The sequence below is a fragment of the Mucilaginibacter sp. UR6-1 genome, from assembly GCF_020880975.1.
Taxonomy (GTDB): domain Bacteria; phylum Bacteroidota; class Bacteroidia; order Sphingobacteriales; family Sphingobacteriaceae; genus Mucilaginibacter.
In genome coordinates this window covers 160,300-182,388 of the sequence record NZ_JAJIWP010000005.1, presented here as the reverse complement: position 1 = coordinate 182,388, position 22,089 = coordinate 160,300, and the positions used below count along the sequence as shown (strand labels likewise).

The window sequence follows — 22,089 nt, the reverse complement described above, 5'->3', positions numbered from 1 at the left end:
ATTTAAGCGTTTTTTTTAAAATAAAAAAGCCCAGTACAAGTACTGGGCTTAGTGCTCCTGAGGCTGGGCTCGAACCAGCGACCCTCTGATTAACAGTCAGATGCTCTAACCGGCTGAGCTACTCAGGAATGCTTTTTACCGATTGGGTGTGCAAAAGTATATTTTCTGCTTTAATTTCACAATATTTGCGGAAAAAAAATTTAAAATATTTTCACATGAGTTTGGTTGTTATTGGCACCGTGGCGTTTGACGCTATTGAAACACCCTTTGGTAAAACTGACAAAATTGTCGGTGGCTCAGCGTCTTACGCGGGTTTATCGGCTTCATATTTTTATGATAAAGTTAAGATTGTTGCCGTTGTTGGCGATGATTTTCACCAAAGCGAAATAGACGATTTTAACGCGCATGGCATCAATACCGAAGGCTTGCAAATAAAAAAAGGTGAAAAATCATTTTTTTGGGCAGGCAAATACCATAACGATATGAACAGCCGCGACACGCTGGTGACCGATCTGAATGTACTGGCCGACTTTGACCCTATTATTCCGGACAGCTACCAGGATTGCGAATACCTGATGCTGGGCAACCTTACCCCGCAGGTGCAGCAAACGGTTATTAAGCGCTTAACCAGGCGCCCAAAGCTGATCGTGATGGATACCATGAACTTTTGGATGAACATAGCCCTTGATGACTTGCTTGATACGCTGAAGATGGTGGATGTGCTGACCATTAACGATGAAGAGGCACGCCAGCTATCAGGCGAGTACTCGTTGGTTAAGGCTGCGGCTAAAATATTAACCATGGGGCCTAAATACCTGGTTATTAAAAAGGGCGAGCATGGTGCGCTGTTGTTTGATAAGGATTCAGTTTTCGCTACGCCTGCATTGCCGCTTGCCGAGGTGTTCGACCCAACCGGCGCGGGCGATACCTTTGCCGGTGGCTTTATCGGTTACCTGGCTAAGGTTGGCAGCATTAACTTTAATAACATGAAGAACGCGTTGATATACGGCTCGGCTCTGGCATCATTCTGCGTAGAAAAGTTCGGTCCCGAAAGAATTAAGAATCTTACAAAAGAAGAAATAGCCGAACGTGTGCAGCAGTTTGTAAAGTTGTCAAAGTTTGAACTGTAGACCCCTGTCCAACTCCGGCCCCCTAACCCCCTAAAGGGGGACTAATATTCAAAATTCCGAGTTCAAACTCCCCCTTTAGGGGGCTGGGGGGCTTGGCTTTGGGTTGTTAACTTCCCCACCTTTTCAAACTTCTCAAAAACAGATTGGGTGTGCGGGGCATCGGCCAGTTCTTCGGTCAGGTCTTGTCCGGCCCAGTGTTCATAATGCTTGCCGTTTCGCCAAAGGCGGCTTTCGGTTACATCATAAATAATGCCCTGGTAGGCTACCCATATTTGTGGTTTATCCTGCCCGTTGCGGAGCGCCAATTGCGATCGGGTGTATTGCGGCAGATCATCCATTTGTATTGCGGCGCTTAAAATATTCAAAAAAGCCAACATTCATCAGCAGCAATGCCATTGAGTAAAAATGATCCTCAAACGGGATGGTGCCTGCACGTATGCCAATGTTTTCGGCATCATTGTATAAAACTACGGGTATAGAGGTAAGCAGCCCGTTTACAATATAAAAAGGAATAAGGGATATGGCAAAAGCCATATAAAACCGGCCCAGCCATTCGGCCCTGACCATAAATTGCAGGTATACCAGTAACACAAACAATAAACCAAAGGTTACAACGGTATATAGCCTGTTGTAAAACAGTATCAGCAATAATGCCGAAAGTATAAGTACAAGGTTTGAGATGATGCGCGTAAGCCTGATGCTTGGCTGCCATTTTACATAATAATTAAGGCAGGCATATATAAATATGCAGGCAAAAGGTACCGTTAAAAAAAACAATATCTCCTCAAGCGGCAATCCCCAAAAGGTGATGCCTACAATGCGCTCCTGGCTAAACCACCAAACGCCCTTTACGGTAAAAAGCACATCCCAAAACAAAAAAACCACACCTGTAATGGCCATGCCCGGCCATATATACCGCCAGCTTTTGCCAAACTGTACCCGCTTATCAAACGAGAGCACAACCGGGAAAAATATGGTAAGGAAGTTAATGATCAGGTAAGTATACTTCACTTTAGTGCGGCTAATTGCTTGTTAAGATACTCATTCTCGGCCGCTGTACATCTTTTTGAGTCGATCAGGAATTTTACGGTAGTTTTTATCAGCTCCTTATCATCAGCGGCATAATTCTTTTTTTTAAGCTGCTCGATGATGGTAACGCGGTCGTTTTCCAGGTTTTTATGATAACCCAGAAAGCCCGGTACGTTATGTTCAACCGAAAAGCGCATAAAACGGATCTCGATATTATGCGGATCAGCCGCTACGGCTTCTGCATAAGTCTTTTCGGCCGCGTTAAGGTATTTCAATTTGGTAAAGGGGTTCCAGGCGTGTACCGCTTTAAGGGCTTGCAGGGTGGCCATATAGCCGGTTATCAACGCGTTTTTATGTTTTACAGCATCCAGCGAATTGTAAAGCGAATCGGTGGTTTTACTGCTTTTCAGCGCTGTTATCAGATGTTTACGTATGGTTTCCGGATCGTGATCATTAGCCTTTGCTGGTGTAAAGCCAAGTGCGAAAAGTATAAAACAACTAATTATAAACGACTTCATTAAATAACGTTAAGTTTTTGCTGCATAACTGCCTGTGCAAATAACGCTAATTTTCGTGTGTCTGATACGCGTACGCGTTTTTGCAGTATGCTGTCAACCGGCATCCGGCTGATTTTTTTAAACAATTGCTTGTAATAGGTGTACGCTATGTACACACCCAGCTTGCTGCCCACTGGCAGCATTTTAATGCCCTCAAAGGCCATATCAAAGTCCTTTTGTATGTCAAGCTCAATGGCTTGCTTGTCGCGATCGGTAAATTTATCAAAGTTAACGTTAGGGAAGTAAATGCGGCCGCGCTCCTCGCGGTCAGCTTTAACATCGCGTAAAAAGTTTACTTTTTGAAATGCCGAACCAAGGCTGCAGGCATTAGGCAGCAGCGCCTGGTATTGCTGGTTATTGCCCTCGCAAAACACACGCAGGCACATCAGTCCGATCACTTCTGCCGAGCCATAAATGTAGGCCTTATAACCCTCCTCATCATAGCTTTTGGCATACAGATCCATCTCCATTGATGTTAAAAAGGCATCTATCAGATCGGTATCAATGTTATAATGGTTAACCACTATCTGGAAAGCGTGTAAAACCGGGTTCAGGCTAATACGTTCCTCAATGGCCTTAAAGGTATCAGCCCTAAAAGTAGCTATAAGTTTGGCTTTATCATGTTCATGAAAGGTATCCACAATTTCATCAGCATACCGCACAAAACCATAAATAGCATAAATAGGGTCCCTGAATTTTTGTGCAAAGGCTTTTATGCCCAGGCTAAACGAGGTACTGTAATTATTGGTAATTAGTCGGCTGCAATCAAAACAGGTGCTATCGTATAGCTGCATCATAATTTTAGGATTACACCAAATGTACAAATTAACAATCGGTTTGTTTTTTAATGGTTCAAACAATTTGCCTACTTTGGGTTATTAGTGTGATACATGCTTAAAAATAAAATTGCCGTTATAGGGTCGGGTTTCGCGGGCTTGAGCGCCGCGTGTGTTTTGGCTAAACAAGGCTATGAAGTAACCATTTACGAAAAGAATAGTCAGCCCGGAGGGCGTGCACAGGTATGGGAAACGCAGGGCTTCCGTTTTGATATGGGGCCAAGCTGGTACTGGATGCCCGATGTGTTTGAAGATTTCTTTGCGCAGTTCGGCAAAAAGCCGTCGGACTATTATAACCTTAAACGCCTCGACCCCGGCTACCGGGTATATTTTGGCCAGGGGGAAGAACTGGACGTACCGGCCGGCATGCCGGAGCTGGAAGCTATGTTTGATAGCACTGAGCCCGGCAGCAGCGATAAGCTCCGCCGGTTTTTAAAACAGGCCGAATACAAATACCGCGTAGGTATGGGAGAGTATGTATTCAAGCCCTCGCACTCTATAACTGAATATTTTGATCTGGATCTGATCAAAAAAAGTATCGGCATACAATTGCTTACCAATATGAGTAAGCACTTACGTAAGTACTTTCATAATTCAAAACTGATCAAATTATTAGAGTTTCCAGTGCTGTTTTTAGGTGCTACGCCGCAAAATACGCCTGCTATGTACAGCATGATGAACTATGCCGACCTGGCTCTTGGTACCTGGTATCCCATGGGTGGCATGAACGAAATTGTAAAAGCAATGGTGGCTTTAGCTGAAGAGTTGGGTGTAACTATTAAGCTTGATACAGAGGTTAAGCATTTAAAAGTAAACGATGGGCGCATAACTACTATTGAAACTAATGAGGGCGAATACCAGGCCGATTTTATTGTTGCCGGTGCTGATTATGCACATGTAGATCAGCAATTGATTGATGAGCCTTACAGAAACTACACCGAAAAATATTGGGATAGCCGCACCATGTCGCCATCGAGCCTGCTATTTTACATCGGCCTGAATAAAAAGCTGGGAGATGTTAAACACCATAATTTGTTTTTTGATGAAGATTTTAACCGGCACGCGTACGAAATATATACCGAACCGCAATGGCCGTCAAAACCGTTGTTCTATGCATCGTGCCCTTCAAAAACGGATAGCGGCGTAGCGCCGGAGGGTTGCGAAAACCTGTTCTTCCTGATGCCGTTAGCGCCGGGCCTGCAGGATAGCGATACCATGCGCGAAAAGTATTTTGATATAATGGTTAACCGTTTCGAAGCCGTAACCGGTGAAAGCATCCGCGATGCCATCATTGTAAAACGCAGTTACGCCATGAATGATTTTAAGGCCGATTATCACTCCTATAAAGGCAATGCTTATGGCCTGGCCAATACCTTGCAGCAAACCGCGTTTTTAAAGCCTGCCATGCGGGCAAAGCACATCAAAAACCTGCTTTATACCGGGCAGCTAACCGTGCCGGGGCCGGGTGTGCCGCCGGCCATCATATCGGGCAGGGTAGTGGCTGCCGAAGTGCAAAAGCTGATAAAGCCCGACCGCACGCTGCCATAACACATTGTAATTGCTACCTTTGTGCCCATGGTTGATGTTATATTAAAGAAAGGCAAAGAAAAGGCTGTGCTTCAACGCCACCCCTGGGTATTTTCGGGTGCAATTGAGCGCGTAAAAGGTAAACCCCTAAATGGCGAGGTTGTGCGGCTGGTATCTGCCCCGGGCTTGTTTATGGCATATGGCTTTTATAACGATAAATCGCGCGTGGCAGTACGACTGCTGGAGTGGAATGAAGATGTACGGGTTGATGAGGACTGGTTTCGTACACGGGTTGCCGATGCCGTTGGCGCCCGCCGGCATGTACTTGCTGATGGCAGCACAAACACCTGCCGCCTGATATTCAGCGAGGCCGATTACCTGCCCGGACTGATCGTTGACAAATATGCCGACCACCTGGCCGTACAAGTACTTACCTCGGGTATTGAAAATAACCTGCCGGTAATTATTGATGAACTGCAAAAATTGCTCAACCCCAAAAGTATTTTTGATAAAAGCGATGCTTCATCGCGCCAGCACGAAGGCCTGGCAACCGAAAATAAATTGCTGTGGGGCACCCAGCCGCCCGAATTGGTTGAGGTGAAAGAGAACGGCATCACCTATGGCATCAACATCGCCGAAGGGCAAAAATCGGGCTTTTATTGTGACCAGCGCGATAATCGCCGCCTACTTGCATCGTACGTTAAAGGTAAAAAAGTGTTGGATTGCTTTTCGTATACGGGGGGCTTTACACTAAATAGTTTAAAAAACGAGGCTGCCTCAGTTACCAGTGTAGATAGCTCGGCCTTGGCGGTTGAAACCCTGAACGAGAATATCAACCTGAACGGTTTTGATGCCGGGAAACACCAGGCTATTAAGGCCGATGTAAACAGCCAGCTACGCCGCTTTAAGGATGATGGTGAAAAGTTTGATGTTATTGTGCTCGATCCGCCTAAATACGCCCCATCCCGTTCAGCACTTGCCAGGGCCTCACGTGCTTATAAGGACCTGAATCGTATTGCCATGCTGCTGCTTAATGATGGCGGCCTGCTGGCCACTTTCTCATGCTCCGGCGCTATGGATCTCGAAAGCTTTAAACAGGTATTAGCCTGGGCCGCCCTTGATGCGGGTAAACAGGTACAGTTTATCCACCAGTTTTGCCAGCCCGAAGATCATCCGGTACGCTCCTCATTCCCGGAGGGAGAGTATTTAAAGGGCTTGTTGTGCAGGGTGGTTTAAGTTGAAAAGCTTGTTAAACCCCTCCCTAACCCTCCCGGGGGAGGGTTAGGGAGGGGTTTAACCATTAGCCCTCCAAAAGCGATCTGTCAAAACCTGCAGGTAATTCAATATCCGGTTGTTGCTTAGCTAAATTAATAATAGTGCTTTCTATTGTTCTCAAAACATTCAGCATATCATATTTAACCTCACTTTCAGTAAATCTTAATACTGTTATTCCAAAGCTTTTCAGCCGCGCCTGTCTGTTAATATCATTAATAAAACTATCTTCATTATTGTGCGATTGGCCATCAACCTCAATAGCAAGCATCAATTCTTTGCAGTAAAAGTCGACTATATAATTGTCTATACAACGTTGCCGGTCAAAATCAAAGCCTAATAATTTGTTACTCTTTAACTCATTCCACACTAATACTTCGCCAAAAGTCATGTTCTTACGAAGTTTGGCAGCCAGCGGTTTGAGTAATGGATTGTATGGGATGATTTTGGCCATATGATTCAAATTGGTCTAAACCCCTCCCTGACCCTCCCCTGGGAGGGAATTGAAATTGCATTTTAAGCTTTATTCCCTCCCCTGGGAGGGCCAGGGAGGGGTTTTGCTAACTTTTCCAGTTTAAAAACTCAACTACTTTTCAGCTATCCCCCTTACTCTTCACCTTCAAGTTCAGCATCTCAACCATTACCGAAAATGCCATGGCAAAATAGATATATCCTTTCGGGATGTGCTGTTCAAATGCTTCGGCAAGCAGGGATACGCCGATAAGCAGCAGGAAGGAGAGGGCGAGCATTTTTACCGTTGGATGCTTGTTAACAAAATTGGCTACGCTGCCTGATGCCCACATCATAATGATTACGGCGATAACTACGGCGGCTATCATAATTTCCACATGGTCGGCCATGCCAACGGCGGTGATCACCGAGTCTAACGAAAAAACAATATCCAGTATCATGATCTGGAAGATGGTGCCCCAAAAAGAGTGAGCCTTTACATTGCCGGTATCTTCATCATCACCTTCAATTTTGCCATGTATCTCATGCGTGCTTTTGTATATCAGGAACAAGCCGCCGATAAGCAATATGAGGTCGCGCCCGGAGATGGCCAGTTTTTCTACCCACTCAGCATCAGTTATACCTAATAATCCCGAAATATTAAATAACGGCGTGGTAAGCCGCATTACCCAACTGATTGATAGCAGCAGCAGTATACGGGTGATGAGCGCCATACCCAGGCCTACGCGCCTGCCTTTTGCCTGCTGATCCTTTGGCAGCTTATCAGCCAGTATAGATATAAATATGATGTTGTCAATACCCAGCACAATTTCAAGCACGGTTAGGGTAATGAGGGAGATCCAGGTTTCCGGGTTCGAGAAAATTTCCATTGCTATGTGTAAGTGTCGCTAAAATACAAAACCCCCGCCATGAGGCAAGGGTTTTAATAATTAGTATTTAGTTGGTATGAATTATTCGAACTTTACACTGCCATAGTTTGATTTGATAACGATGGTACCATTGCTGCCCTTACCTAATTTACCTTTAAAATTTTTGGTAGGGTTAAAGCCACGCTCCTCGTCTGATGGGTTTTTGTTTACTACGTTCACCACATCATTATCATAATTAAAGCTGCCATAATGTACGGTTACATCAAAATCAATATTCAATGGTTCGCTAACGCCCAGTTTTACCCCGGAGTATGATGAGTTAACCACCAGGTTTTTCAGGTTTTTATCAAGCGTGGCTATGTTTAACCCGCCGCTATATTTAACGTTTATATTACCTGATGTTTTGATGCTGCCAATTTTTGCCGAGCCATAGCTTACGTTAGCGTTCAGCTTTTCGCACTCACTAAGGTTAAGATTGCCGTAGGCTACGTTAAGTTCGCTGCCGGTTAGCCCTTCAATAGTGGCGCTGCCATATTTTACATTAATATCATTACCAATATTAGTAAGGTTTTTTGCTGCGAAATTACCATAGGAATGGTTAATGGTTACCTTGCCTGCCAGATCGGGCAAAACGGTACTGCCATACCTGTTGGTTACCGCCAAACTATTTTTAGCAGGCATGTAAACGGTATAATTTATTTCGATGCGGCGAATGCTGCGACGACTGCCGTTAATAATAGACCATGAACCGCCATCGTTGCTGTCGCCAAGTTTTGTTTTAAACCAAACGGTTTGTCCGTCGCGGCCATCGGCAATGGTTACATCGTCAAGCATTTTTTGCACTTTGCCTTCTTTGTTGGTGGCTACCTTTATCTGCACATCAACCTTAAATTCGTTTTTATTCCAGGTAATAACGGTTACTTTGCCGTAACGATTATCAATGCTCAGCGCATCGTTACGATCGGCCGGGTAGCTTTTGCTGTAGTTTTTTACCTTTTCTTCCAGGTCATCGTCCTGTATGTTGTTGTATGATTTACCGTTGATGTTAATTTTGTTAGTATTAACATCTATATCATTGTCTATATCGTTATCTATGTCAATATCTATATCGCCAATTACGGTAAGCTGTTTGTTCAGGTTGGCAAGGCTGAGGTTCAGGTCCTTATTCATGTTTTTCATGCTTACGGCCAGTTCCTGATTAAGCTTTTTAAGCTCCTTGTTATTCAACTTTACATTAAGATCCTTAAGCTGAACGTCAAGATTCTTTAAATTTACCTTGATATCATCATCCATAACAGTAGTGCCATTAATAGTGATGGATGTAACCGGTTTTGCAGGCTTGGTGGTTGGGGCGGCAGGCTTTTTTTGTGCCGATGCAGCGCAGGCGGCAAGCAGGGTGAATGCCAGCAGCGAAAACATTAGTTTATATATTTTTGATCTCATTGTTTTGTTCTTTTTTCAACTTGTTAAATTGTTCAATTACGCTTAGCTGCTGGTTTAGCACCTCTGTTTGTATCTGCAGGTTACGTATCATGGCCTTGAGTGTACGTTCTTGGTTAGGGCTGGTAGCCAGATCGGTTTTTAGGCGACTGTATGCCGAATCCATTTTAGCAATCTCTTTACTAAACTCCTTGTACAACTGCGGGTCCGTTTTGGCCAGTGTTTTTAGCTCTGTACGCTTGGTTTGCACCAGCGATGCGTAGTGCATTTGCTGTTTGGCGTAGGCGGGGTTAATATCGGCCAGTTCTACGCCCTGGTTTTTGCCGTTGCGCAGATACAGCACAAAGCATACGCCCATCACCACAATTACGCTTGCGGCAACTCTTAGTACAAAGCCAAGCGAAAACGTTTTGGCCTCGGGCTTTTTTGGCAGCCCGGCAGGTGGTCCGCTTAAATTCAATTTTTGTTCAATGCTGTCCCACAATTCCATACGTGGCTCAAGGTCATTAAATTCGTCCTTGTTGGCTTTCATGAAATCTTCTAATCGCTTGCTCATGATGTTATTCCTTTTCTGCTTAAAATTTCGCCCAGTTTTCGTTTAGCGCGTAAAAACTGTGTGCGCGATGTGTTTTCTGTAATATTTAAGATCTGGCCTATCTCTTCATGATCATACCCTTCAAGCAGGTAGAGCGATAGTACTACGCGGTAACCTTCCGGGAGCTCCTTCATTGCCTCTTTTACCTGGGTTACTTTGTAGTTCTTTTCATCGTCATCTTCCGTTTCCTCTTCAGGTATGTTCATCATCTTTTCGTCCTCCAGCTCAGTCCACTCCAGTTTGCGCTTACGGAGCAGGTTGATGGACCGCGATACAACGATCTGTTTGAGCCATAGGCCAAAGGTGGTTTCCTGCCTAAAATCATGCACCTTGTTAAAGGCATGCAAAAAAGCTTCCTGCAGCACATCCTCGGCTTCGCCAACGTCACCTACTATGCGGTAGGCAATGTTAAGCATTGCTTTAGAGTACAGGCGATAGAGCTCATAGCAGGCTTTCTTACTCCCCTGCTTGCATTCAACCACCAGGTTGTAATGTTTGTCGATGTATATGGCTTCCAATTGTGATATTCAGCTTTCAGTCTATTAGACAGCAGATATATTTCAGTGTTGCATCAATCGCGCAAAATATTATCAGAATGTTAAATTATTTTTTAGCCACGGTTTTGCAGCCAGGTATCAATGGCGGTTACAGCGTTAGCGTAGCGCTCAGCCCCGAGGCCTGATATTACTTTATAATCAGCATTAAGGGCTTGTAATTCGCGGTGCCATACCTGCATAAAATGTTCGCGCAGGTGAGGGAAATCGCGCAGGGGGTCGTCCTGCCAGGGCATATCAATATCAAGCAGCAGGTAAAGATCGTATGGATGACCGGCCAGTTTGTCCAACACCTCCTGCGGCGAACGGCCGAACAGGTGGTCGCTCCAGATTTTTATTGTGATAAAGGTGGTATCGCAGATCAGCAGTTTATTGGCTTGCGGGGTGAGTTTTTCCTCCAGCTCAAGCTGCCCGTAAAACATGTTCAGCTCATCCTGCCAGGTATATTCACGATCAAGGTTTTCGCAATATTCACGGGCAAACTCAGGTACCCAAATGGTGTGGTAATGCTCGGCCAGGTAGGCTGCCATGGTTGATTTCCCGGTTGACTCAGGCCCTACAACCGCTATTTTAATAATGTTGTTATCCATTAGGGTGTATTTGTTGTTGTTTTTTATACTCGCGCCGCCATTCAACGTAACCCATTGCCGCCATAGCTATGTAAATGGCATACATAGCTGATGTTAGGTGCAGATCTTTAAACATGTAAATACCTACGTAAATAATATCAACAAACACCCATAGCAGCCAGTTTTGCAGAACCCGCCGGGCCATAAGCACCTGGGCTACCACGCTGCAAGCCGCGCAAAAACTATCAAGGTAAGGGTATGAGGCCGATGTATACCGCAATCCGCTACCCAAAATTATGGTACACGCCACAATGCTTACGGCAGATAGCAGTGCTTGCTTTTTAGTGATGAGCACAACGGGGGTAATGCCTGTGCCATCGGGTTTGTGCAGCCAGTAGTACCAGCCATAAATATTCATGGCCAAAAAATATACCTGCAAACCCATATCGGCAAAAAGGTGTGCCTTATAAAATATATACAGGTATATGCTTACGCTGATAATGGCAAAGGGCCAGTTTAAAATACTGTTGCGCGCTGCCAGGTAAACACAGGCCAGGCCGGTAAGTACGCCGGTAAGCTCATACCAGGTTTGCTGTTGCCACCATTGTTGCAATTCGGCGCTCCAATTCATCATACCAAATATAGAATATTAAAAAGTGTTTCAATTAGCATACATTTTGTACAATCTGTATTTAATAACGTACATAGTATTGTTTCTAAATGCATACACTTTGTCCGTAAATTACCCAAAAGTTTAAAATAGTGTTGTGACACTTAATTATTCGATTAAATATTTAACCCTTATTTATGTTGAATTGGATGTGAAGAAGCTATTGTAACAGCTTAGTTACGCCTCCCTTCATATAATGGCGCTGTGTTTGTTAATTTCTGTGTGACCTTGCGTTTATATCTGTGAAAAGAGAATAAAAACAAACGTCTACCTGTGAAAAACATTTTTTAATCGAATTCTCAGACGCCCAGGCTGAGATGTTATGTTCTTTGTTTTGGGTTTAATCAATAGTTTAAATTAATTAGGGGAAAGGGAGCACTTAAAAATGCTCTCTTTTTTTGTTTATACATTTTTGGTTCCCGGTACAAAACTCGCCATTATGGTAAAATTATTTACCTTTGAAAAGTATATTAATTTAGTAGACTTTTTATAAGATGGTACAGTATATCCGTAAAGGACTATTTATATTCTCGGCCGCACTGCTGGCCTCATGCAGTCAACAATCATCCGAATTACAGACCGGTACCTGGCGCGGGGTTTTAAAAACATCAGCAGGCGAGGGCATCCCATTTAATTTTGAGCTGACCGACAGCGCAGGCAAATACAAGCTGAACATTATCAACGGCACCGAGCGTTTTGCCGTGCCTGATGTAACTACCGCCGGCGATTCGGTATTTATTAAGATGCCTTTGTTTGATTCGGAATTTGCTTTGGCTAAAACCCAGGATGGAGGCTTGCAGGGCAAATGGATAAAACACCTGGCTACCGACAATGTGGCGATGGATTTTACCGCTACACCTGATACCAAGTGGCGCTTCTTCAAGGACGAGAAACCGGTTAAAGCGAATATCGGCGGGCGCTGGTCGGCCACGTTTGGCGAGGGCGAAAAGGCCGATACCACCGTTGGCGAATTTAAACATGATGGCACCAAGCTAACCGGTACCTTTTTAACCACCACCGGCGATTACCGCTTTTTAGAAGGTACCGTAGCCGGCGATAGCCTCTATTTGTCGTGCTTTGATGGCGGGCATGCTTACCTGTTTAAGGCCAAAGTAGCAGGGGTTGATAAAATTGAAGGCGGCAAGTTCTATGCGGGCCTATCCGGCACGGATGTTTGGCAGGCCGTAAAAAACGAGCAAGCCAAGCTGCCCGACGCTTACTCGCTCACCGCTTTAAAGCCCGGCTATAAAAAACTGGATTTTACTTTTCCTGGTCTGGATGGCAAAAAGGTGTCAATTAATGATGACCGCTTTAAAGGCAAGGTGGTAATGTTGCAGATATTAGGTTCATGGTGCCCTAACTGTATGGACGAAACCGCCTACCTGGTTAACTACTACAAAAAGTATCAGCCTAAAGGTGTGGAGATCATCGGCCTGGCGTATGAGCGTACCAAGGATTTCGATAAATCAGTAAAGGCTTTAACCCGCTTAAAAGAACGGTTTAATATACCTTACCCGATACTGATCACCGGTTATACGCCCGATAAGGGTGAGGCAGCCAAAAGCCTGCCCGGCCTGAGCAAGGTGGTAGGTTTCCCTACAACCATTATTATTGATAAAAAGGGCAACGTACGCAAAATACACACCGGCTTTAGCGGCCCTGCCACCGGCGAACATTATACCGAATTTATTAATGAATTTGAAAAGCTGACGGATGATCTGTTAGCGGAGAAGTAAAACAAAGCTGGCGGGTTAATTTACCCGCCAGCTTTGTTTTATTATGGATTGAGGAACAAGCCGCCCTCAATAACCGGAATGATCTTTTTCTCGTTAGCGGTATCAAACATTAGTTTGATGGCTTTTTTGCCTTCGGCGCCTAAGTCTACCGAGTATTTATTTACATAGAGTTCAATGTGCTTGTACATTACCTCCTCACTCATTTCCTGCGCGTGTTGGCGGATGAATTCCAGTCCCGATTTCGGGTTGGCAAAAGCATATTCTACTGATTTGCGCAACACCCGGTTCACCTTGTGCTGCACATCGGCGGGCAGGTTACGGTTAGCCACAATGCCGCCAAGCGGGATAGGGCAACCGGTCTTTTTCTCCCAATAATCGCCCAGGTCGATGATCTTTTTCAGGCCCTTATCCTGGTAAGTAAAGCGGTTTTCGTGAATGATGAGGCCAATGTCTATCTTTTCGTTCAGCAACGCATCCTCAATTTCATTAAATACCAACTCCTGTTTATTTGTAGCCTCCGGGAAAGCAAGGCCTAATAAAAAGTTGGCGGTAGTGAATTTGCCTGGAATACCTATGGTTAGATTGGAGATGTCAGATTTGAGATTTGAGATGATCTCGTCTACATCATTACCCCCTGCATAGTCCTTTTTCGAGATCAGCATCGGTCCAACGCCGAAGCCTAAAGCGCTGCCGCTATCAAGCAATACATATTTATCGGCTACGTAGGCAAAAGCGTGATAGCTTAGCTTGGTAACATCCAACTCGCCGCGAAAAGCCTTTTGGTTGAGGGTTTCCACATCATCATAAAATACCTCGAACTCCAAACCTTCGGTATCAATTTTATGGTGAATAAGGGCATCAAATATAAAGGTGTCATTAGGGCAAGGTGAAAAACCGAGGGTTAGTTTCATGATCTGTTTGTTTTAAATGCTGAAGGTTAAACGTTGTATGGTTAACATTGAACAGCTTGATTTAGCTTTATAGCCCTTCAGGGTTTTAACTTTTCAATAAGTTGCGGAGCAACTCGGCAGCAAATGTATTCAGATTTTTAATGGCAAGCCCTATCTGCCATGCCGCGCGGTTGCGTTTCTCCACGTAATTTGACACTGACCTGATCTGCACACACGGTACCCCAGCCTGTTCACAGGCATAAAAAAAGGCAGCGCCCTCCATACTTTCCAATTGGGCATTTACGCGACTGCTCAGTTTTTGTATCGATGCCTCGTTGCCATGCACCGTGTTAACGGTAGCCGCAATAACCTTTTTTATATGGGCTGATGATGGAAGATTATAAGTAGCCTTGAACCGGCTCTCACCAAAGCCCAGTTCATCAATGGTTATAAATGTTTCGTCATCCTCGGCACCTAATTCAACCAGTGTGTCTTCGGTAACTTCGCATACGGTACCCAGTGCAATACCGTGGTCAAAACTACCGGCAATGCCCAGGTTGATCACCAGGTCGTATGTGTTTGTTGCCAGATGCCTGCCCAGCGCGAATGCCGTAGCCACCATACCCGCGCCTGTGATAAGCAGTTTGCAGTTATTTATAGTTTGCAGTGGGCGGTTGGCGGTTAGCAGTTGATTATTATCTGAATCCGCAATTGAAAATCCGAAATCCGAAATCAATCCCCCTACTTCGGGCTGTGTGGCTGCTACAATAAGTACGTGCATAATGGCATAATTATGATGGCTAATATAAAACAACTCACCTGTTTTTGTTTTGTATATTTGCACCCACAATTATTATGATGATTTATATAACGCGCAGAGAACATTTTAACGCGGCCCATCGCATGTACAGGGATGAGTGGAGCGAAGAAAAAAATGCCGAGGTATTTGGCAAGTGCGCTAACCCTAACTGGCATGGCCACAACTACAACCTTTTTGTAACCATTAAAGGTGAAATAAGCTACGCTACCGGTTATTTAATGGATCTGAAGGATCTGAAAGCCATTATTCAGGAGTATATTGTTGAAAAGCTCGATCATAAGAACCTGAATAAGGATGTTGACTTTATGCAGGGCAAAATGGCATCAACCGAGTTGCTTTGCATCGAGATATTTAACCAGCTTAAAGCACCTATTGAGGCTTTCGAGGGCGTTTTTCTGCACTCGGTACGCCTGCACGAAACTGAAAATAATTCCGCCGAATACTTTGGCGAATAATATACACTGATGGATAACACCCGCCACATACCCGACCGCGATGACGATATTGACGGTTACGAAAAAATTGACCGATACAATCCCGAACTGATAGACAGCCTGAAAGGCCATTACCATGAAGTGCTCAAGCTGATAGGTGAGCATCCCGACCGTGAAGGTTTACTTAAAACGCCCGAACGGATGGCCAAGGCCATGCTGTACCTTACCCATGGTTATGACCTTAATGCCGAGGAAATACTCAAATCGGCCATGTTTAAGGAGGATTACAGCCAGATGGTTGTAGTTAAGGATATTGAGGTATACTCCATGTGCGAACACCACATGCTGCCATTTTTAGGCAAGGCGCATATTGCCTATATCCCTAACGGCTATGTAGTTGGCCTGAGCAAAATACCGCGCATAGTTGATGTTTTTGCCCGCCGCCTGCAAGTGCAGGAGCGTTTAACCAACGAGATACGCGATTGCATACAGCAAACCCTTAACCCGATAGGCGTAGGCGTGGTAATTGAGTGCCGCCACATGTGCATGAGCATGCGCGGCGTACAAAAGCAAAACTCGGTAACCACCACATCGGCATTTACCGGGGCCTTTTTGCAGGATAAAACACGCACCGAATTTTTAAACCTGATATCGTCGAGGTTAAGTTAGTAGGAGATATTAGAGATTGGTAGTTAGAGATCAGTGATTGGTACTAACCTCCAGCCTCTGATTACTAATCACCAACCCAAACCATAACCCGATTAAACAGTTAATAACTAATCACTGATTACCGATCACTGATCAACTAATAAAACATGAACGCATACATTTTTCCAGGACAAGGCGCCCAGTTTGTAGGTATGGGTAAGGACCTGTACGAAACATCAGACGAGGCCCGCGCGCTTTTTGAAAAAGCAAACGATATTTTAGGCTTTAGCATTACCAATATTATGTTTAACGGTACTGATGAAGAGTTGAAACAAACCCGCGTTACGCAGCCTGCCATATTTTTACACTCGGTTGTTTTAGCCAAGGTTTTGGGCGATAGCTTTAAACCCGATATGGTTGCCGGGCACTCATTAGGCGAATTTTCGGCGCTGGTATCAGCCGGTGCTTTGAGTTTTGAGGATGGGTTAAGATTGGTTGCTGCCCGTGCTAATGCCATGCAAAAAGCCTGCGAACTGCAACCATCAACCATGGCCGCAATTTTAGGTTTGGATGATTTTACGGTTGAGGATATTTGCCAGCAGGTGAGCGATGTGGTTGTGCCGGCAAATTATAACTGCCCGGGCCAACTGGTAATATCAGGCACTATAGCCGGTGTTGATGCCGCTTGCGAAAAATTGACAGCAGCAGGTGCTAAACGTGCGCTTAAACTAAATGTGGGCGGAGCCTTTCACTCGCCTTTAATGGAGTCGGCACGTGTGGAGTTGGAGGCAGCCATTGTGGCTACCAATATTCAGGCACCTGTTTGCCCGATATATCAAAACATTGATGCCAAGCCGTATACCGATCCTGAAAAGATAAAGCAGAATTTGATAGCCCAGCTTACCGGCGCCGTACGCTGGACGCAGACCGTACAGCACATGCTTGAGGATGGAGCTACCTCGTTTACCGAGGTAGGGCCGGGCAACGTACTGCAGGGCCTTGTAAAAAAGGTCGATCGCGGCGTAGCAACGGCAAGCGCATCCATCAACTAACAGCACACAATAAAGCCACCTTACAAGTGGCTTTATTTTATTTAATTTTATCTGCTAAAAAAAACATACTGAATTGAGTTACAGGGTTAAAATACGTTTGCTGCTGGCCTTACTTACAGTAAGCTTATTTCTGACGGCCATAGTATTGCCAAATTCATACACACCTGCGCGTACGCTTGAGCAAACCGCTAAAAAACTCGAGGGCAACATACACGATAAAGAGGAATTTATACAAGGTGTTCTTGACGATTCACTTAAATTCAATCAGCTCAAAACCCTGCGCCGTAATGATCAACTCTCGTTAAAGCTAATAGCTGATTATACTGTTAAGGAGCATGTATGGTTCATTACGCTTGATACCGGCCGCCTCTCATTCTGGAGTGGTGTAAAGGTTTTGCCGCGTAATCCTGCACGTATTAAGCCCGGCCGCTCATTCATCAGGCAGCAAAACGGATATTATGAGGCCATACGTAAGGATGAGGGCAACTTTTCGGCCATATTTCTTTTTCCTGTTAAAATAAACTACGCCTTTCAAAATAAGTATCTTAAAAATGGTTTCGCTAAAGAGCTGTTGAGTGATGATGACAATATTATAGAGCTTGCCGATATTACCGACAAGCAGTTTTACCCCGTGCACAGCATTGCCGGACAATATCTTTTTGGCGTAAAGCTAAAGGATGGGGCGGTTAACAGCCGTTACTTTTACTCAGAATTAACGGTATGGTTTTTCGCCTTTTTGGTTTTGTGCCTGCTTGTTAATGATTTTTGTTTGCAAATGGCCCGCAAAGGCCATGCGCTGCTATCAATAGCTTTATTAGCCGTTTTTATAGTTGGTATTAGGTTTATTAATTTACACTACTGCTGGCCCGATTTTACCTTTAAGCTTGATCTGTTCAACGCCTCGCATTACGCGTCAAGCGAGATATTTCCCTCACTTGGCGATTTTTGCATCAATCTGTTATTCATCAACTGGTTTGCCGCCTTTATATATATCAACCGCAATTACCTCTTAAATAATATAAAGAGCAGGGCGGGCAGTTACCTGGTGCTGCTGTGCTGCACGGCATTTATTATCATTATGTCGGCGTGGCTGCTGGCATTGTTTAACGGGCTTATCATTAACTCCAACATAAATTTTGATGTTACCAATGTGCTTAACCTTAGCGGGCTAAGTGTTGTGGGGCTTGGTATGCTTTGTTTCGCCTTCCTGATATTTTATCTTATTAATGATGCCTTTGTAGCTATCTGCATTAAGCTGCCTATATCAAGCGCGCACAAAACGTTCATTTTTATATTAGCCGTTGCTGCCGCTACCATGGTATTTACCTGGTACAGCAAGTTCAACACCTTCTTCTTGTTCATGGGCTTAATGGTGCTGATAAGGGCGTATGATTACCGTTACGCTGATGGGCGCCTCTCAGCCGTATCATTACTGGCCATGGTGCTTGTAGGGGCTGTTATTTCCTCTGTCGAATTAAATACCTTTCAGTCGGTTAAAGAGATAGGGCAGCGAAAACTGCTCATAAAAAAGCTTTTGGTGCCCGATGATGCCAACGTGAATTTTGCTTTGCGCAGGATGGAAACCCGTATACTTAATGATGTTACCATACAGCAGGCCTTTGGCCAGGCCGGGCAGGAGAACGCCATAAAAACCAGGCTGCAAAAATTATATTTTGATGGTTCGCTTTCCAGGTACGAGCTTAGTGTGCACCAGTTCAATACGGCTAACCAGGCTATATCTGCCAGCAACAACTATTCGCTCAGCGTTTTTAATGACCTGGTGATGTACAGTTCATTCAAGGTATCGCGGTATTTTTACCGTGAGAATGAGTCGTTCGGTTCGCAAAATTATTTCGCGGTACTGCCGGTAACCGTTAAAGGTGTTAATAAAGGCTCAATGGTTATTGAACTCAGATCAAAAAGCCAGACAACCTCAAGGGCCTTCCCCGAATTACTTGTTGAAGGCAGTAATAACGATTCGGACGATTTTAAGAATTACTCGTACGCTTTTTATACCGATGGCAGGCTGGTTTCACAAAGCGGCAGTTATGTGTATGATATTGTTAACAGAAACTTTGAGGCACCGCTTAATACGTATCGTTTTATAACCACCAACAGTATTTATCCTGAGTGGTACCGTGTGTTTTCGCGCCATAATCACCTGGTGTTCATGCCATCAAAACGCAATGTTATTGTGGTTAGCAAAAGTGAGAACATGCTGTTTTTTGGTGTAACATCGCTCACTTTCTTTTTTGTGCTGCTGTTGCTGTTCAGCTTGCTGGTAGTGCTTATAAGGTGGTTATGGCTGCGTATCCGTATATTATACATAAGCGATAACCGGATAAAGTGGGGCTTCCGCATCAATTTTGATAAGATACTATATAAAACACGTATCCAGTTCTCGATGATACTGGCTGTAGTTTTTACATTGGTGATAGTTGGCTTTATTACCTTTTTGTTCATCAGCACCCAGTATAACTCACAGCAGGAGGAAATGATACGTGGTAAGATAGCCCGTATAACCGCCGCCTTTGAGGAAGGGCAGTTTAACAAGTATATTGATAATATTAACAACGAAAAACTGGCTGATTTTGATGAACTGGCCAATACCTATTCGGCCGATCTTACCCTTTTTAACCTGCAGGGGGTGCCGCTTATAAGCACCCAGCCTAAAATATATGAGTATGGCTTGCATGTTAAGCGTATGAATGCCAAGGCTTTTATTTACATGAGCAGGTTACAAAAATCAGAATATGTGAATGATGAGCAGATAGGCGAGCTGCGCTACAAATCAGTTTACGCGCCGCTAAAAAACAATAAACAGCAAACGGTGGCTTACCTGCAACTGCCTTATTTCTCAAACGAAGTGGACTATAAAGCACAGGTTGGTGCCCTGCTTAACGCAATGATAAACGTATATGCCCTGGTATTCATCGCCATAGGTTTATTAGCAGTTGTTATAGCAAGACAAATAACCGCGCCGCTTAATTTTATACAAAACAGCCTGAGCCGTATTATTTACGGTAAAAAGAATGAGCCTATTAAATGGGATCGTGATGACGAGATAGGCGCGCTTGTTAAGGAGTATAATAAAATGATTTCTGCGCTGGAGAACAGCGCGCAAAAGCTGGCACAATCAGAAAGGGAGAGCGCCTGGCGGGAGATGGCAAAGCAGGTTGCCCACGAGATCAAAAACCCGCTTACACCGCTTAAACTGGGCTTGCAATTGCTTGATAAATCATGGAAGGACAAGGATCCTAAGTTTGATCAGAAGTTTGAGCGTTTCAGCAAATCATTTGTTGAGCAGATAGAGAGCCTGTCGTCCATCGCTTCGGAGTTTTCGGCCTTTGCCAAAATGCCCGATACCAAAATGGTGCAGCTTAGTATTTTTGAGGTGCTTAACCAGGCCGTGATCATCTTTAAACAGATGGATAACCTTACCATAAACTACCAGCCGCCCGAGCAGCCGTTCATCATCAATGCCGACCGTGACCAGTTGCTGCGCTGCTTTAACAACCTGCTTAAAAACGCTATTGAAGCTACCCCGCCCGGCAGGCATGGGGTTATTGACCTGAGTTACCTGATCACCAGCAAAAATATCCTGCTCAGCATAAAGGATAACGGCAACGGCATACCCGAAAATATGCGCGAGAAGATATTTGAGCCTAACTTTACCACCAAAAGTTCAGGCACGGGGCTGGGTCTCGCGTTCATTAAAAATTCTATTGAAAATGCCGGTGGCAAGGTGTGGTTTGAAACAGAATTAAACGTAGGCACCACCTTTTACTTTAGCCTGCCCGCTGCTGAATAGTGTTTGATAATATAACTGAACAAGCATACGGATGAATAAAAACAAAAGCCTCAGCATTGCTGAGGCTTTTGTTTTTATATTCTAAGTCATTTCGAAGCGGTAGCGAGAAATCTGCCTGCGTCCTTTAAAAAGCGAGTGATTTCTCCTCGTACCTTGTCGAAATGGCACTACCGTAATTATTTCAGTGTGATGCTTGATTTACCCATGCTGAAACCATCCGAGTAAAGCATAATAGTGTAAGTGCCTTTTTGGAAGGCAACCGGGTTAAACCAGTCAATAGTATAAGCACTGCCGTCATCCCTGAAATCAATGGCGGTTTTGTAGCTGTATTGCATTTCCTGGTCATCTGCCGTAAAGTTACCTGCATCCGCCGAGGTGATCAGGTTGCCGGTAGGGTCAATAACCCGCACATACACATCATGCAGCGCTTTGGCGGCAACACCGTTAGGCACCAGGGTAAAGTTTATCTTGAATTTTTTTGCTGTTTTGGCCTTGGTAACGTCTGATTCCTTTCCGTTATCCTTAACTTTATAGGCTATAACTTCTGATGCCGACAATTTAAGCGCGGCTGCCTGCTGTACCTTGGTGCTTAGTTCCTGATTTTGTTTTTCAAGCGTTGTAGCTTTTTCTGACACGGCGGCCAGGTTTGATTTCAGTGTATCGCGCTCGGTTAATAATGATGAGTTCTGTTTTTTGAGCTCCTCAATATCGGCGGTATATTTGGTTACAAAGTAGCGCAGTTGTTTAACGTCCTCGCGCGCCTTGGCCAGTTCACCGGCTGATAGTTTGCCTTTGGCCAGTTCTGACCGTAATACCTTTATTTTGTTTTGCAGCGAATCATTTTTGGCCTCCAGCTCGGCAGATAGTTTGGTTTTTGAGCTGTTCACCAGCTCTATTTGTGCTTCCAAGCTGTCGAGTTCGGTTTGCAGGCGTGTTTTTTCATCATTCACGTATACCACCCTCGTGTCCGATTTGTTTTTTTGCAGGTAAAGGTATACATCAGTACCCAGCAGGGCGATCACCACAATGATCAAAAAATAAATAACGTTCGAATTCTTTTTTACTGGTTGTTCAGACTGGTTCTCCATAAATAAGTTAGTTTAAACGCGCGGCCTAATAAAGTATCCGGCTATGGCATGTAGCTATTACATAGTGCTTTATTGTAATATTACAGTTAAA

22 protein-coding genes and 1 tRNA gene are annotated in these 22,089 nt (G+C 44.4%); 8 read left to right on the top strand and 15 right to left on the bottom strand.

Annotated elements, in window-relative coordinates; genetic code table 11:
* Nucleotides 1-54 precede the first annotated feature (54 nt).
* Nucleotides 55-128 (bottom strand) — tRNA-Asn (locus LJ707_RS17565).
* 87 nt (nt 129-215) lie between these two features.
* Here LJ707_RS17565 and LJ707_RS17560 point away from each other — a divergent pair.
* Nucleotides 216-1,130 carry a PfkB family carbohydrate kinase gene (locus tag LJ707_RS17560; RefSeq protein WP_228953461.1) on the top strand — a complete coding sequence of 305 codons (915 nt, stop codon included), beginning with the start codon at nt 216-218 and terminating at the stop codon, nt 1,128-1,130.
* 62 nt (nt 1,131-1,192) lie between these two features.
* Here the strand turns inward: LJ707_RS17560 and LJ707_RS17555 are convergent, their stop codons facing one another.
* From LJ707_RS17555 to LJ707_RS17540, 4 genes are read right to left on the bottom strand one after another with little or no spacing between them, the layout of a single operon-like run.
* Nucleotides 1,193-1,468 carry a cytochrome b5 domain-containing protein gene (locus tag LJ707_RS17555; protein ID WP_228953460.1) on the bottom strand — a complete coding sequence of 92 codons (276 nt, stop codon included), beginning with the start codon at nt 1,466-1,468 and terminating at the stop codon, nt 1,193-1,195.
* Entirely contained in the window at nt 1,461-2,141 is a 681-nt protein-coding gene (locus LJ707_RS17550; protein WP_228953459.1) for a lycopene cyclase domain-containing protein, read from the bottom strand. Before LJ707_RS17550 ends, LJ707_RS17555 begins: the two co-directional genes overlap by 8 nt.
* The gene (locus tag LJ707_RS17545) at nt 2,138-2,677 is read right to left on the bottom strand and encodes a hypothetical protein (protein WP_228953458.1); all 540 of its coding nucleotides are present in this window, start codon (nt 2,675-2,677) and stop codon (nt 2,138-2,140) included. Before LJ707_RS17545 ends, LJ707_RS17550 begins: the two co-directional genes overlap by 4 nt.
* The gene (locus LJ707_RS17540) at nt 2,677-3,513 is read right to left on the bottom strand and encodes a phytoene/squalene synthase family protein (protein ID WP_228953457.1); all 837 of its coding nucleotides are present in this window, start codon (nt 3,511-3,513) and stop codon (nt 2,677-2,679) included. Before LJ707_RS17540 ends, LJ707_RS17545 begins: the two co-directional genes overlap by 1 nt.
* A gap of 93 nt (nt 3,514-3,606) precedes the next feature.
* On the opposite strand from LJ707_RS17540, the gene LJ707_RS17535 reads away from it, so the two are divergent.
* Both LJ707_RS17535 and LJ707_RS17530 read left to right on the top strand, forming a co-directional pair.
* Nucleotides 3,607-5,100 (top strand): NAD(P)/FAD-dependent oxidoreductase, encoded by a 1,494-nt coding sequence (locus LJ707_RS17535; protein WP_228953455.1) that lies wholly within the window; start codon nt 3,607-3,609, stop codon nt 5,098-5,100.
* 27 nt (nt 5,101-5,127) lie between these two features.
* On the top strand, nt 5,128-6,315 hold the full coding sequence (locus LJ707_RS17530; RefSeq protein WP_228953453.1) for a class I SAM-dependent rRNA methyltransferase: 1,188 nt from the start codon (nt 5,128-5,130) through the stop codon (nt 6,313-6,315).
* Nucleotides 6,316-6,379: 64 nt separating this feature from the next.
* Here LJ707_RS17530 and LJ707_RS17525 read toward each other — a convergent pair whose 3' ends face one another.
* The 7 genes from LJ707_RS17525 to pnuC form a co-directional block, all read right to left on the bottom strand.
* Nucleotides 6,380-6,805, bottom strand: coding sequence for an endonuclease domain-containing protein (locus LJ707_RS17525; RefSeq protein WP_228953451.1), 426 nt, complete (start codon nt 6,803-6,805; stop codon nt 6,380-6,382).
* 139 nt (nt 6,806-6,944) lie between these two features.
* Nucleotides 6,945-7,691, bottom strand: a complete 747-nt coding sequence (locus tag LJ707_RS17520; protein WP_228953449.1) for a TerC family protein — start codon at nt 7,689-7,691, stop codon at nt 6,945-6,947.
* Nucleotides 7,692-7,772: 81 nt separating this feature from the next.
* Nucleotides 7,773-9,134, bottom strand: a complete 1,362-nt coding sequence (locus LJ707_RS17515) for a hypothetical protein (protein ID WP_228953447.1) — start codon at nt 9,132-9,134, stop codon at nt 7,773-7,775.
* Complete coding sequence (locus LJ707_RS17510; protein WP_228953445.1) at nt 9,115-9,687, bottom strand: hypothetical protein; 573 nt, start codon at nt 9,685-9,687, stop codon at nt 9,115-9,117. The genes LJ707_RS17515 and LJ707_RS17510 overlap by 20 nt, the downstream gene beginning before the upstream one ends.
* Nucleotides 9,684-10,244 carry an RNA polymerase sigma factor gene (locus tag LJ707_RS17505; RefSeq protein WP_228953444.1) on the bottom strand — a complete coding sequence of 187 codons (561 nt, stop codon included), beginning with the start codon at nt 10,242-10,244 and terminating at the stop codon, nt 9,684-9,686. The genes LJ707_RS17510 and LJ707_RS17505 overlap by 4 nt, the downstream gene beginning before the upstream one ends.
* Before the next feature lie 92 nt (nt 10,245-10,336).
* Nucleotides 10,337-10,870: an AAA family ATPase gene (locus LJ707_RS17500; RefSeq protein ID WP_228953443.1), complete on the bottom strand. Its 534-nt coding sequence runs from the start codon at nt 10,868-10,870 to the stop codon at nt 10,337-10,339.
* Complete coding sequence (pnuC, locus tag LJ707_RS17495; protein ID WP_228953442.1) at nt 10,863-11,483, bottom strand: nicotinamide riboside transporter PnuC; 621 nt, start codon at nt 11,481-11,483, stop codon at nt 10,863-10,865. The genes LJ707_RS17500 and pnuC overlap by 8 nt, the downstream gene beginning before the upstream one ends.
* A gap of 530 nt (nt 11,484-12,013) precedes the next feature.
* Here pnuC and LJ707_RS17490 point away from each other — a divergent pair.
* Nucleotides 12,014-13,255, top strand: a complete 1,242-nt coding sequence (locus LJ707_RS17490) for a peroxiredoxin (RefSeq protein WP_228953441.1) — start codon at nt 12,014-12,016, stop codon at nt 13,253-13,255.
* A gap of 41 nt (nt 13,256-13,296) precedes the next feature.
* Here LJ707_RS17490 and LJ707_RS17485 read toward each other — a convergent pair whose 3' ends face one another.
* Together LJ707_RS17485 and mqnB are read right to left on the bottom strand one after the other, a co-directional pair.
* Nucleotides 13,297-14,166 carry a menaquinone biosynthesis family protein gene (locus tag LJ707_RS17485; protein WP_228953440.1) on the bottom strand — a complete coding sequence of 290 codons (870 nt, stop codon included), beginning with the start codon at nt 14,164-14,166 and terminating at the stop codon, nt 13,297-13,299.
* An 85-nt stretch (nt 14,167-14,251) separates the two neighbouring features.
* The gene (gene mqnB / locus LJ707_RS17480) at nt 14,252-14,926 is read right to left on the bottom strand and encodes a futalosine hydrolase (RefSeq protein ID WP_228953438.1); all 675 of its coding nucleotides are present in this window, start codon (nt 14,924-14,926) and stop codon (nt 14,252-14,254) included.
* Nucleotides 14,927-15,003: 77 nt separating this feature from the next.
* Between mqnB and LJ707_RS17475 the strand changes: the two genes are divergently transcribed.
* From LJ707_RS17475 to LJ707_RS17460, 4 genes are all read left to right on the top strand, one after another.
* Nucleotides 15,004-15,420 carry a 6-carboxytetrahydropterin synthase gene (locus LJ707_RS17475; RefSeq protein ID WP_228953683.1) on the top strand — a complete coding sequence of 139 codons (417 nt, stop codon included), beginning with the start codon at nt 15,004-15,006 and terminating at the stop codon, nt 15,418-15,420.
* Between the two features lie 9 nt (nt 15,421-15,429).
* The gene (gene folE / locus LJ707_RS17470) at nt 15,430-16,068 is read left to right on the top strand and encodes a GTP cyclohydrolase I FolE (protein ID WP_228953436.1); all 639 of its coding nucleotides are present in this window, start codon (nt 15,430-15,432) and stop codon (nt 16,066-16,068) included.
* Nucleotides 16,069-16,214: 146 nt separating this feature from the next.
* On the top strand, nt 16,215-17,099 hold the full coding sequence (gene fabD / locus LJ707_RS17465; protein WP_228953434.1) for an ACP S-malonyltransferase: 885 nt from the start codon (nt 16,215-16,217) through the stop codon (nt 17,097-17,099).
* Between the two features lie 73 nt (nt 17,100-17,172).
* The gene (locus LJ707_RS17460; protein WP_228953431.1) at nt 17,173-20,910 is read left to right on the top strand and encodes an ATP-binding protein; all 3,738 of its coding nucleotides are present in this window, start codon (nt 17,173-17,175) and stop codon (nt 20,908-20,910) included.
* Nucleotides 20,911-21,086: 176 nt separating this feature from the next.
* Here the strand turns inward: LJ707_RS17460 and LJ707_RS17455 are convergent, their stop codons facing one another.
* Entirely contained in the window at nt 21,087-21,998 is a 912-nt protein-coding gene (locus LJ707_RS17455; protein WP_228953429.1) for a hypothetical protein, read from the bottom strand.
* Nucleotides 21,999-22,089: the final 91 nt, after the last annotated feature.